This is a genomic window from Nitrosomonas ureae, from assembly GCF_900108305.1.
GTDB classification, from domain to species: Bacteria; Pseudomonadota; Gammaproteobacteria; order Burkholderiales; family Nitrosomonadaceae; genus Nitrosomonas; species Nitrosomonas ureae_B.
Window position 1 is genome coordinate 46,469 of the sequence record NZ_FNUX01000017.1, and the last position, 13,445, is coordinate 59,913.

Sequence of the window (13,445 nt, forward strand, 5' to 3'; positions counted from 1 at the left end):
AATTGAATAGCATAATCTTACTTCCGTAGTCATGTACGGAGTCAAGCGAAATGGGAAACAATTTGGAGAATCTGACCATCGGCGTTTTCGCCAAGGTAGCCGGGGTCAACGTGGAGACCATCCGGTTTTATCAGCGCAAGGGCTTGTTGTCGGAGCCGGACAAGCCCTATGGCAGCATCCGCCGCTATGGCGAGGCGGATGTAACGCGGGTGCGGTTCGTGAAATCAGCCCAGCGGCTGGGCTTCAGTTTGGATGAAATCGCCGAGCTGCTGCGGCTGGAGGATGGCACCCATTGCGAGGAAGCCAGTAGCCTAGCCGAGCACAAGCTCAAGGACGTGCGCGAGAAAATGGCTGACTTGGCGCGCATGGAGGCCGTGCTGTCTGATCTGGTGTGCGCCTGCCATGCGCGGAAGGGGAATGTTTCCTGCCCGCTGATTGCGTCTCTGCAAGGGAAGAAAGAACCTCATAGTGCCGCCGTGACGTAGTCGAGAGGCGGCTACGGCTTAGCGTACGATTTTTTCCGTTTCGTGAGCTGACCCCATAATGCTCTGTTCAATCAGACTACGGGCGAATTGAATCTTCCGTTTGTCGATATAACCGGCACCAACGATAGCATATCTACTTATACAGCCGAGCTTCAGTTTATCCAGATACACAATTGTCGCAAAGAAATTTTGAGAGAGTCCGGAATAAACTTAATATACAACCTTAAACGTCGGACTATCCTCTGGCCGGGTTCTGCGATGATCATAAATCCTTGTAGTAGCAATATTGGCATGACCCAACCATTCTTGCACTTTGGCAATATCTGCTTGATGATCCAGTGCATTGGTGGCCGCTGTTGCGCGTAATGAATGTGCGCCGATTTTGAACCCCAGCTTTTCAGAGTATTTCTGTACCAACTTATAAACGCCGTCTGGCGTAATCGGTTTTTGTGATTCCTTATCTCGGTTATTACTGGTTGAACGGAATAATGCACCAGTATCTTCCAGGCCATGTTCAGCAGCATCGAGATAATCATGGATTAAGCCACTGGCCGCAGGGTGCAAAGGTACATAACGTGTCTTGCCTCCTTTGCCGGATATTTTCATGTGTGGCACACCGCGCCGCTCCTGCTTAAAATCCTTAACCTTCAGCCGGCACAACTCATCACGCCGCAATGCGTGATAAAGCAGGGTGGCCAGTATCGCACGATCACGCTTGCCCTTAAGTGAGCTACCATCCGGTGCATCGAGCAATTTGCGTGCCTGATGATCTCCGATTGCCGGAGTTTTTCCTTCATAACTTTCCACCGCTGGTCGCTTCACACCCTTGACTGGATTATGCGTAACCGTGTTTTTTTCACACAAATATTCAAATAAAGAGGATAGTGCCGCCAGACGGTGGCGAATGCTCATACTACTTAATGATCGATTCATCAAATCATCGCGCCAGGCGATAATATGGGCACGAGTTACAACCCTGAATTCTTCCGGATTCTGAATGCCAGTAAAATTCATAAAATCCTTTAAGGCATTTTCATAGGCACGCCGAGTCTCGACGTTACCTAAATTGGCGAACCATTCAATCTCAGGTGGAATATCAGCCAGACCCTGAAATTCTTTCGCAGTGAGTGCGCGATTGCCTTTAGAAATAAGATCTGTCATGTTATTTCTCTAGCTCATCATTTTTATGCGGTGTTTCACTACCCATAATTGCCTCATAATCTCTGCCACCATAAAAAATATTAAGAATAGTGACGATTCTTTTATCCTCAATAACTTCAAAAGCCGCAATTGCGTTTTTATTAATGGCAACAATTCTGAGATTCTTACGTAGGTCATTACGCTGTTGTCCTATCAGAGGCGCCTTTCTAAGTTCATGACACTTTTGGCGTAATTTTTCTATATATGTCCACGCGACTTCAGGAAGTCCGCTCTTTGCAGCTATATATTCATAAATATCAGTCAGGTCTTTTATAGCATCAGGTGTCAAATACACCTCATAGCTTTTCATAGCCTGATGCGCTTATGCGTTGTTGATGAAGCTGCTCGAGCTTTTCAAACGCCGCATCCAGCAAAACAGGTTCACCACTATGTGCGGATTGTTCCAGACGCGCTCGAATGGAAGCAATTCTCGCGTGATGTTCTTCTTCTTGTCTTTGCCATAAACGCATTGCTTCACGAATAACCTCACTTGTGGAAGCGTAAGCACCGTCTTTCACTTTTTCCCTAATAATATTCAGCATATCAGGTGGGAGTGTAATACTGATTTTTTCTGCTTTATCGGTGCGCTTCATTTTTTATTCCCTATGTATGTTTCCGATCGGTAGGATATTATCCTACTCAATGAAATTTAATAAAGCAAAAAATATTTTAATCTTTCTAATTTTCAATACCACTTTACTATTGATAACATATTTTATCAATAGTAAAGTAAAGCCTTTTCTCCTTAATTCGGTGTTGAGGTTCTGAGCGAAGCGTTTTGCCTCGCGCATAACCTCTGCCGACTAGAGCGATGGTGAAAAAAATCCAGAAAAATTGCGGAGGGTCTATTCAGCGTAGCGCCAAATGGAAACCGTCATTTTTCTTGACTTTTGAGGGGACAAGACCCCTTCAGGTTTTTCAAAAGTAATAGTGTATTTCCTATCTTTATTTATGAAGGACTGATTTACATGAATCTTCAGAAAATTAATTGAAAATCCTGACAGCAATGCATTACATTCGGAGTTCTTTAGATATATAACTCAATAAAATCGGCAAAACTTGAATATTTGCAGTTTTAATACGTAATAAATAGTGAGCTGGAATGGTGATATGGTTAATAATCGTATTTAGTATAGTTTCAATTCATGCACATAAATGGATAAATGCAGTAATCCTATAAATTAAATAAAAAGAATATAAACGATGAATATCATCGATAACATTAATGCTTTTCTTGGTGATGATCTCAAAGAATTCGTTCGTCCGAATGCAAAATTAAAGATCGCAGCATCTTGTTTTTCGATTTATGCCTATGAGGCCCTGAATTACACAATGTCCCCGTGCCATTTGTACCGGGACAGCATCCATTGTGAAGACCTTGTCTGTGTCAAGGGCGACGAAGAGAAAACGATGCGTCTTCGCCAGAATCTGGATGAGGCCCGCGACTTACTTCGGAAGGCTGAAGATGCGGTAAGCGATGGGTATGCCGGCGGTGATCGCTGGCTGGAACACCATCTGTCGGCGGTAGAGCGTCTATCGCAATTGTGTTCGATTATAGATGACCCCAACATACGGAGCGGTCGTTCAACTGGCACCGCCACGTAGGGTAAACTGGGTCAGTGATTCATCACACATTGCTTTACCGCCAACTCAGCCAATCAATCCTCCGGCTGGATTGTTGGCGGAAATCCTAGAGTCAATGGGAGGTTGATATGGCGAAGCAGCAACCTAAAAAAGATCAAAGAACCTCGGCGATGATGAAATCAAGCAAATTGTCGAGATTCTTGATGGATGGTTCGATAAATTAAGTTGGGAGTTGCTGATTGATGCCATTGAACTACGCATGTTCAATCGATACACTCGGTAGGCTCTTTACAAGCATGAGCGCATACGCCATGCCTTCGAACTTAAAAAAATGAATTGTCTGGTGAGGGTACGGATACCAAACGGGTTACGTCACCCCAATCGCAGATCGCTTTGGATCGCATTGCTCGCTTGGAGGCCGAAAATCGGCGGCTTGAGTCTGAGAACAATATGCTCCTGGAGCAGTATGCGAGGTGGGCATATAACGCGCATACCAGAGGGCTGGATCACGAATTTCTTAACCGACCGCTGCCTTCAGTAAATAGAGGGCAGCCTAAGAGATGAGGCATTTGCTTCGAAAGCGGCCTTTTTTTCGCAAGAGAAATATTAAGAACGAGAACTACAACTAACCATGCAATGGATTGCCCTTACCGAAAAAGACGCCGCCACCACCTCGCTCGAAAAGCGCCTGTGGGATGCCGCTGACCAGTTTCGCGCCAATTCCGGCCTCAAGGCGCAGGAATACTCCGGCCCCATTCTCGGCCTGATCTTTCTGCGATTTGCCGAAGTCCGCTTCGCCATCCAGCGCAGCAAGCTCGAAGGCGCCAGCGCGTCATCCCGGCGCGGCAGCCGGGTCAATGAACCCTCTGCCTACCACGCCGAAGGCATCCTCTACCTCGCCCCAGAGGCGCGCTTCGATTACCTGCTGACGCTGCCCGAAGTTGCTGACATTGGTGCCAAGGTAAACGCCGCAATGCGCGAGATCGAGAAGCACAACCAGCAGCTTGCTGGCGTGCTGCCCAAGACCTACAACCTGTTCACAAGCACCCTGCTCAAGGAACTGCTCAAGAAGGTCTCCGAGATTCCGGCCACGCTCGACTACGACGCCTTCGGTCGCATCTACGAATACTTCCTCGGCGCCTTCGCTATGACTGAAGGCCAGGGCGGCGGCGAGTTCTACACGCCGAGCAGCATCGTCAAGCTGTTGGCCGAGATCATCGAACCCTTTCACGGTCGCATTCTCGACCCGGCCTGCGGCTCCGGAGGCATGTTCGTGCAGTCGGCGCGCTTCGTAGCCGAGCATCAGAAGAATCCCGCCGCCGAACTCGCCATCTGCGGCGTCGAAAAGACCGACGAAACCGGCCGACTGTGCCGCCTCAACCTCGCCGTGCATGGACTGGAAGGCGACATCAAACACGGCGGCAACATCAACAGCTACTATGACGATCCGCACACCGCCATCGACCAGTTCGACTTCGTCCTCGCCAATCCGCCCTTCAACGTCAATGCGGTGGACAAGGAACGGCTCAAGGACATGGTCGGCGCCGGTCGACGCTTCCCCTTGGGCCTGCCACGCTCCGATAACGCCAATTACCTGTGGATTCAGCTCTTCTACTCGTCACTCAACGCCACCGGCCGCGCCGGCTTCGTCATGGCCAACTCGGCCTCCGATGCCCGCTCGTCCGAGCAGGAACTGCGGCAGAAGCTGATCGAAGCGCGGGCGGTGGATGTCATGGTCGCCGTCGGCCCCAATATGTTCTACACCGTCACGCTGCCCTGCACGCTGTGGTTCCTCGACAAGGGCAAGGCCAAGACCCCGCGCGCCGACACCGTACTCTTCATCGACGCCCGCCACATCTACCGGCAGGTCGATCGTGCCCACCGCGAGTGGACACCGGCGCAGATCGGCTTCATCGCCAACCTCGTCCGCCTCTATCGCGGCGAGGCGCTCGAATCCCCGAAAGTCGGTGCTGGCGACACAGCGGCCAAGCTTATGGAAGTCTTTGGCGGGACGCCGACCTATCGTGACGTGCCCGGCCTGTGCAAGGCCGCAACGCTTCCCGAAATCGAGGCGCAGGGCTGGTCGCTCAACCCTGGTCGCTATGTCGGCGTTGCGCCGGGCGAGCACGTCAGCGACGAGGACTTCAAGGAGCAGCTCGAAACCCTGAACGAGGAACTGGAATCGCTGAACGCCCAGGCGTGGAAGCTGGAGCAGGCCATCGCCGCGAATGTGGCCGGAATTTTGGAAGCGTGAGGATGGCTGCGTTTCCAACGGTGAAACTCGCTGACTGCGTTGATCTTCTCGCGGGCTTCGCGTTTAAGAGCCAGCATTTCACCGACAGGCCCGATGACATTCCGCTGGTAAAGGGTGAGAACGTCAGCCAAGGCTGCATCCTCTGGGAGATTTCAAAACGTTGGTCGGCCGCCGATTGGCCGAACTTGGAAAAATACCAACTTCGCTTGGGCGACGTTGTTGTGGCTATGGATCGGCCGTGGGTTCCTGCCGGTCTGAAATGGGCTTATATCCGCAGCGACGATCCCAAAGCCTTACTTGTCCAACGGTGCTCTCGCCTCAGAAGCAACACGCCGAGGCTTGACCAAGACTTTCTCCGTTTCGTTATTGGAGGTCCGGGCTTCGAATCATACGTGATTCCTATCACAACGGGTGTGAATGTCCCGCACATCAGCGGAAAGCAAATTCTCGACTACGAGTTTGCGCTTCCCCCGCTCCCCGTCCAAAGACGCATCGCAAGCATCTTGTCGGCCTACGACGAACTCATCGAGAACAGCCGGCGGCGCATCAAAATTCTGGAGGCTATGGCCCGCGCCCTCTACCGCGAGTGTTTCGTCCACTTCCGTTTCCTCGGCCACGAAAACCACCCCCGCGTCGCTTCCCCCCTCGGCGAGATTCCGCAGGGGTGGGAGGTGAAGAAGTTGGGCGACATCGCCGAAAACTTTGATCGCATGCGCAAGCCTCTGTCCAAGATGCAGCGTTCCCAGTTGCAGGGTGAGTATCCGTACTACGGCGCCGCCAAGGTCTTCGATTACGTCAATGACTACATCTTTGACGGCGAATACCTGCTACTGGCAGAAGACGGTTCAGTTATTACTCCGGAGCGTACGCCGGTCCTCCAGTTGGTCAATGAAAAGTTTTGGCCGAACAATCACACGCACGTTCTTCGGGGTAAGCCTCCATTCTCGACACATTTTCTGTATCTCGGGCTTTCCGAAGTGGACATCTCCCCATACATCACCGGTGCTGCGCAGCCGAAGATTACACAAGAGAACATGAACCGAATCCCGTTCTTTTGCGGACCCGAGGATTTGCATTTGGAGTTCAACCGGCTAGTGGAGCCAATGATTAGACAAAGCCACATTCTCCAGCGCCAAGTCCAAAAGCTCCGCCGCACCCGCGACCTCCTGCTTCCGCGCCTGCTCTCGGGCCAGATCGAAGTCGAAGCCGCCTGATCATGAGCGCCCACGCCTACTCCGAAGACCAATTGGTCGAGCAACCCGCGATCGGTCTGTTTGCCAGGCTCGGCTGGCAGACGGTGTCGGCGCTGGAAGAAACCTTCGGTGCCGGCGGTACGCTGGGGCGCGAGACCAAGGGCGAGGTGGTGCTGGTCGAACGCCTGAAAGCGGCGTTGAGCAAATTAAATTGCAAGTTGCCGCCGGAGGCAATTCAAACCGCCATTGATGAACTGACTCGCGACCGCACGGCGATGAGTCCGGAGGCTGCCAACCGCGAGGTCTATCGGCTACTCAAGGAAGGCATCACGGTGTCTGTCCCTGACCGCGAACACGGCGGGCAGAAGACGGAACGCCTGCGCGTGGTGGATTGGGAATACCCGGAGAGCAACGACTTCCTCCTGGTCAGCCAGTTCAGTGTCACCGGCGCGCTCTACACCTGCCGGCCCGATCTGGTCGGTTTCGTCAATGGTCTGCCTTGGGTGGTGATCGAACTCAAGAAACCTGGCGTGCCGGCACGCGCCGCCTTCGACGAAAACCTCACTCACTACAAACAGCAGATTCCGGCGCTGTTTTGGAGCAGCGCGCTGCTCATCGCTAGCAACGGCACTGATAGCCGCGTCGGCTCGCTCACCGCCGACTGGGGGCGCTGGGTGGAGTGGAAACGCATCGAGCGCGAGGACGAACCGCGCCGCGTGTCGTTGGAGGTGATGCTGCGCGGCACCTGCGACCCCGCCCGCCTACTCGATCTGGTGGAGAACTTCACGCTGTTTTCCGAGCACAAGGCCGGGCTGGTCAAAATCATCGGCCAGAACCACCAGTTCCTCGGCGTTAATAACGCCATCGCCTCGATGCTCGAAGCGCGTAAGCTGGGCCACGGGCGCGGCGGCGTGTTCTGGCAGACGCAGGGTAGCGGCAAGAGTTTTTCGATGGTGTTCTTTGCGCAGAAGGTGCTGCGCAAGCTGGCCGGCAACTGGACGTTCGTGGTCGTCACTGACCGCGTGGAACTGGACGAGCAGATCGCAAAGACCTTCAAGACCACCGGCGCGGTGAGCGAGGCCGAGGGCGACGAATGCCATGCCGCCAGCGGCGCTCACCTGCGCGAGTTGCTTCGCGGCAATCACCGCTACGTTTTCACGCTGGTACATAAGTTCCAGACACCGGAACTGCTTTGCGACCGCTCCGACGTGATCGTGTTGACCGATGAAGCGCACCGCAGCCAGTACGACACGCTGGCGCTCAACATGCGCGCCGCGCTGCCCAAGGCGATGTTCCTCGCCTTTACCGGCACGCCGCTGATCGCCGGCGAAGAGCGCACCAAGGAAGTCTTCGGCGACTACGTCTCGATCTACGACTTCCAGCAGTCCATCGAAGACGGCGCCACCGTGCCGCTGTTCTACGAGAACCGCACGCCGGAGTTGCAGCTCGTTAATCCCGACTTGAACGAAGACATTTACCGTCTGATCGAGGATGCCGACCTCGACGCAGATCAAGAGGCCAAGCTTGAGAAAGTGCTGGGGCGGCAATACCACCTGATCACCCGCGACGACCGGCTGGAAACCGTGGCGCAGGACATTGTGCGGCACTTCCTCGGCCGGGGCTTCGTCGGCAAGGCGATGGTGGTGTCCATCGACAAGGCCACCGCGCTGCGCATGCACGACAAGGTCAAGGTGCATTGGGCGGCGGAAACCGTTCGGGTACAGAACGAACTGGGCGAACTGCATTACCAGCCTGGTGGCGGCATGACGCCCGAACAGGCGCGATGTGACTTGCGCATGGCCGAGCTGAAACAGCGGCTAGCCGTGCTGACCAGCACCGACATGGCCGTGATCGTTTCGTCGGGGCAGAACGAAATCCAGCAGATGCAGACATTGGGTCTCGACATCGAGCCGCACCGCAAGCGCATGAACGAATCGCAGCCGGGGCTGGACGAGAAGTTCAAGGACACCGAAGACCCACTGCGCCTGGTCTTCGTCTGCGCCATGTGGCTGACCGGCTTCGACGCGCCGAGCTGCTCAACGGTGTATCTCGACAAGCCGATGCGCAACCACACGCTGATGCAAACTATCGCCCGCGCCAACCGCGTATTCCCCGGCAAGCACAGCGGCGTCATCGTCGATTACGCCAACGTCTTCGCCTCGCTGGAAAAGGCGCTAGCCATCTATGGGGCGGGCAAGGATGGCAAGAGCCCAGTCAAGGATAAGCAGCAACTGGTCGAGGAACTGCGCAAGTCGGTGGTTGATGCGACGACCTTCTGCGCCGCGCACGGCGTGATGCTGGGCGAGATCGAAGCGACACCTGCTGGCAGCATGGAGCGCCTGTCGCGCATTCAGGACGGCATGAACGCGCTGATCTCCCCCGACCCGCTGCGCCGCGACTTCTTCGCCCATGGGCGGCTGGTCAGCACGCTCTACCGCGCCGTGAAGCCCGACCTGTCGGCGCTGGAATTCGCCAGCCGAGTCGCCTGTCTGACCACTCTGGCAGAAGCGATCCGCGCCACGCTCAACCCGAGCCCACCGGACATCTCGCAGGTGATGGGGCAGATCAATGGCCTTCTCGACGAATCCATCACCGGCCACGAAATCCGCGAGCAGGGGCCACCTGCACTCGATCTATCGAAGATTAACTTCGAAGCGCTGGTGCAACGCTTCAAGGAATCGAAGCACAAGAACACCGACCTCGAAGTGCTCAAGGCAGCAATCCGCGCCCAACTTGAAAAGATGATCCAGTTGAACCGCACCCGCGCCGATTTCGCCAAAAAATTCGAGGCGCTGATCGAAAGCTACAACGCCGGCAGCCGTAGCATTGAGGAACTGTTCGAGGAACTGTTGCAAATCTCTAACAGCCTGAACGACGAGCAGCAACGGCATGTGCGCGAGAACATGAGCGAGGAGGAACTGGTCATTTTCGACATTCTGACGCGGCCGGCGCCGGAACTATCAACTGAGGAACGGGCCGAGGTGAAGAAGGCTGCTCGTGAATTGCTGGCCAGGTTCAAGGCGCTGTTGGTCCTGAACTGGCGACAGAAAGCTGCGGCGCGCTCGCAGTTGAAGCTGACCATCGAAGACACTCTCGACTCCGGTCTGCCTCGCGCCTATACCCCCGATCTGTACAACCAGAAATGCTCAGCGGTATTCGAGCATGTGTATGAGAGCTACCCGGAGCGCAATGCAGGGGTGTATGCCTAATTCATTCCAAATGAACCCTTGGTGTTCTGAACAGGAGCAAGGAGACGTATCGTGACCGGTCGGTTAACCGGGGTGTTCATTAGCGTAGGTGACCTCTACGTTGCTTATCGAAAAGCCAAAGTTGAGGCTTACTACGAAAATACCCATTTTCACGCGCTGGCCTTTACGGAATATGAGCAGAACCTCCACGAGAATTTGAGTTGTCTGCATCAATTGCTACTGGTGCCTGGTTTCGTTTGGGCATCTGATCTTGCGTTTATTGGGGACTTCGCGTATTTGCCGAAGTCAGTCGATTCCTCAGCATGGGACAGTGATGCGGATGGACATTTCCGTGCACTAGACCCCTTGGTTGATTGGGAGCAGCGGTTCAGCGAATCAAAAAGTCGTGCTCCTGCGAAGTTAAGGTTGGTAATTCGTCCGACCGTCGACTTTCAGATCGTATCGGCTCTCTGGATCATCAAAGTTGGTCACCTCTTCGATGGGGTGATCAATCCGCGGCTGTCGTACGGAAATAGGCTTCGACGTTCCTACAGCGAGTTCGGTGATGTGCGTGTCGGTGAGCCAGCGATAAATTTGATCGCAACTGGTCTTTTCGCCCCCTATTTTTCCGCCTATCGCACTTGGCGTGAGAGGGGCTTGTCGGCAATGGAACGATCGCTGGAAGGTGGGAAGAACATCTTGGCGATTACGATGGATGTTGAGCAGTTTTACCATCGTGTCGCACCAAAATTCTTGCTCAGAAAGGGATTCCTGGACTCGATTAAGCTGATGCTTAATCGGCAAGAAACCCTCTTTACGAAAGCGCTGTTAACGGCAATTGACGTTTGGTATAAATCGACGCCCGATTACGCTGACCGCCCTGAAGGTGCCATTCCCGTTGGCCTTTCGGCCTCAAAGATTATTGCTAACGTATTGCTATCAAATTTTGACAATGATCTTGTCGGTCGCCTGGATCCGATTTATTACGGACGCTACGTCGACGATATTTTTCTGGTGTTTGAGAATCTCGAAGGACTTACTACCGCTAGGCAGGTAACAAAGCGCATCGCCGACGCTTTAGCGCCGGATTTGATTCTAAATAATAGTGGTGGTGATGCCCAATCTTTGAAACTACGACTCTCCTACGCGAGGGATTCCGACTTGCTCTTTGCCGGGAAAAAGCAAAAGATATTTGCGCTGTCTTCTTCGCATGGTCTTGACCTCATCCAGCACATCCGAGAGCAGATTCGAGTTCAATCAAGCGAATACCGTCTGCTCCCTGCGGTTCCAACCACTGGAATCAGAATGGCATCAAAGGCGTTGCTGGCAACTCCAGACGCAACTTTGCAGGTGGACGCTCTTCGAAAGGCAGATGTAGTCTCCGTCAGGCGTCTGGGGGTCTCTCTCCTTCTGAGAGATTTAGAAGCTTATTCTGCCGATTTGCGTCCTGAATCGTGGGTTGATGTGCGTAAAGAGTTCTACGGACTGGTGAAGCGTCACGTATTAACGCCGTCTGGTTTTTTTGAGTTTTTTGGGTACTTACCTCGTGTTTTCGGATTGATGTTGGCTAGCCGAGATGTGCGCGAGGCAGCGCAACTTATCGAAGATTTCATTGTGGTCGCAATTCTCGTTGAGAAGACGACAACAGTTGGCGAGCCCGCACAGTTGCCGAAATTTAAGCTGTGTTTGGGGCAGTATGCACAGGCATTTCGTCAGTTAGGGCTACAGGCAGCGACTGAACGGACACTGGAATTGGATCGTCAGTATTTGAAGGTGTTACGCGCGTTGTCTCTTCTGGATGCGAGTATTCGAATTCCCACATCGTTGCCCCGGCTGAAGAAGTGCGTCCATCAAATTCTTTTGGCTGATTGGGGACGGCGTCCTTACAAGGATTATTGGTATCTAAGCCAGGATAGCGATGAGAGTGGGCCACCTGTGCCTCGGCAGCTAGAGATCCGTCGAAAGATCAGATTGGGTGGAATTCGGCGCTTTCGGCAGGAGTCGACCAATCTCAAGGTTCCGCATTGGCCTGCTCTTGCTTTTCCGACACGGCCCTTGCGAATTGATGAAATCGCCCTGGTTGCACCAAATGTGCTGTTAGACCCCACTCTGTTTAAGCATGCCATCATGGTCTTGCGTGGTGCAAAAGTGGCAGCAGAGTCACGTCTAGGCTTTGAGCCGGCAATTGGAATGGGTATTGAAGAACCTATTACGTTCACGGTCCCCGGGAAACCCAAAAAGCTGGTTCGGGTAGCAATCACAAGTTTTGAAACAACTGAGGGGCAGTGGGCAGATGCCGCCAAGGCAAAACAAGATCGATCATTGGATCGGTATAGGAATCTCAACCGGTTGGTAAACCGGATTCTTCGTGAGACAAAAAGTCCAGACTACATTGTCTTCCCTGAGCTTAGTATTCCGCTCCGATGGGCTTTGAGAATTGCAAGGAAATTGGCGGCAAACAATGTGTCGTTGCTCGCGGGAGTTGAATATCATCGCGATAGGCAGACGGGAAAGTTGCGCAACGACTGTTTGATCTCGCTGGTTACAAATTGGCCTGGCTACGCAAGCCACGTTGCGAGACTTCAGCCGAAGTTTTTCCCCGCTCATGGAGAGAAAGTCAATTTAGCAAAGCTGAAGCTAGGAAAGCGAGGGCGATTTTTTGAACCCAATGGGCTTCATGGAAAACCTACCCTATACGTGCATAGCGGATTTTGCTTTTCTGCACTTATCTGTAGCGACTTGACCAACATTGCGCATAGACACCAACTCCGTGGCAATGTCGATGCTCTATTCGTTCTGGAATGGAACTCTGACACCAAGACGTTTGCGTCACTTGTGGAGGCGACAGCTAACGATTTGCACGCATACGTTGCCCAGGTAAATAACCGGAGTTATGGGGATAGTCGAATACGGGCTCCGGCGGTGGAGGACTATTTGCGCGACGTGGTGCAGGTTAAGGGCGGGGTCAGTGACTACTATGTACTCGGCGAGATAGATTACTTGGCATTGCGCAAGGAGCAATATCGCCCTGTAAAGAAACCAAAATTCAAGCCAATGCCTATTGGGTACAAAATATCGCCTCGGCGAAAGACAGGACGGTAACAATGGGAACTGTTCTTTCGACATCTGCAGCCGGGATGTAAAATGACAACAAATATTTGAGGAAATGTCACTATGTTTACATTAACAATTACCCCTGTGATTTTTATCAGCCACTCAGGCTATAAATACAAGGTGTTATCAGATTTATTAACGTAAAGTGAGTGTACACAACCCTTTTAACTCAAAATTAGTCTTGCCGAGGGAAGGTTTCTGGCGCCAGTTTAGGGCCCTCAGAGTTTCCTGTCAGCCTCAGCCTGCTATCTGAAAGCCATCTTCTGAAAAATAGTCTGTTCTTCAAATCGGTTGTTTCCGCGGAATACAAACGACGCCTGAGGCGCTTAATCGTAAGCGTCCAACCCGACCATCTAAAAATTAGAAATAGATCTGGCTATCCTCGAATATTTTCACGGAGGTTAGCCGATGACATCACGGGAGCGAC

Annotated in this window: 9 protein-coding genes; 6 read left to right on the forward strand and 3 right to left on the reverse strand. The window is 52.9% G+C overall.

The window, feature by feature from the left end; translation table 11 throughout:
* Positions 1–50: 50 nt before the first annotated feature.
* Positions 51–485, forward strand: a complete 435-nt coding sequence (gene merR, locus C4S39_RS10115) for an Hg(II)-responsive transcriptional regulator (RefSeq protein ID WP_013646135.1) — start codon at positions 51–53, stop codon at positions 483–485.
* Positions 486–695: 210 nt separating this feature from the next.
* On the opposite strand, the gene C4S39_RS10120 is transcribed toward merR, so the two are convergent.
* Genes C4S39_RS10120 through C4S39_RS10130 form a run of 3 tightly spaced genes read right to left on the reverse strand, consistent with a single transcriptional unit; the run spans position 696 to position 2,278 of the window.
* On the reverse strand, positions 696–1,646 hold the full coding sequence (locus tag C4S39_RS10120; RefSeq protein WP_013646134.1) for a tyrosine-type recombinase/integrase: 951 nt from the start codon (positions 1,644–1,646) through the stop codon (positions 696–698).
* Position 1,647: 1 nt separating this feature from the next.
* Positions 1,648–1,995, reverse strand: a complete 348-nt coding sequence (locus C4S39_RS10125) for a type II toxin-antitoxin system RelE/ParE family toxin (protein ID WP_013646133.1) — start codon at positions 1,993–1,995, stop codon at positions 1,648–1,650.
* Positions 1,982–2,278: a type II toxin-antitoxin system ParD family antitoxin gene (locus C4S39_RS10130; protein ID WP_013646132.1), complete on the reverse strand. Its 297-nt coding sequence runs from the start codon at positions 2,276–2,278 to the stop codon at positions 1,982–1,984. Before C4S39_RS10130 ends, C4S39_RS10125 begins: the two co-directional genes overlap by 14 nt.
* 610 nt (positions 2,279–2,888) lie before the next feature.
* On the opposite strand from C4S39_RS10130, the gene C4S39_RS10135 reads away from it, so the two are divergent.
* From C4S39_RS10135 to C4S39_RS10160, 5 genes are all read left to right on the forward strand, one after another.
* The gene (locus tag C4S39_RS10135; protein WP_103966890.1) at positions 2,889–3,290 is read left to right on the forward strand and encodes a hypothetical protein; all 402 of its coding nucleotides are present in this window, start codon (positions 2,889–2,891) and stop codon (positions 3,288–3,290) included.
* Between the two features lie 610 nt (positions 3,291–3,900).
* Positions 3,901–5,523, forward strand: a complete 1,623-nt coding sequence (locus C4S39_RS10145) for a class I SAM-dependent DNA methyltransferase (protein WP_103966891.1) — start codon at positions 3,901–3,903, stop codon at positions 5,521–5,523.
* A 2-nt stretch (positions 5,524–5,525) separates the two neighbouring features.
* A complete protein-coding gene (locus C4S39_RS10150) occupies positions 5,526–6,737 on the forward strand; it encodes a restriction endonuclease subunit S (protein ID WP_103966892.1) in 1,212 nt (403 codons plus the stop codon).
* Positions 6,738–6,739: 2 nt separating this feature from the next.
* A complete protein-coding gene (locus C4S39_RS10155; RefSeq protein ID WP_103966893.1) occupies positions 6,740–9,925 on the forward strand; it encodes a type I restriction endonuclease subunit R in 3,186 nt (1,061 codons plus the stop codon).
* A gap of 51 nt (positions 9,926–9,976) precedes the next feature.
* Positions 9,977–13,006 (forward strand): reverse transcriptase domain-containing protein, encoded by a 3,030-nt coding sequence (locus C4S39_RS10160; protein WP_219817944.1) that lies wholly within the window; start codon positions 9,977–9,979, stop codon positions 13,004–13,006.
* The last annotated feature ends 439 nt before the right edge of the window (positions 13,007–13,445 follow it).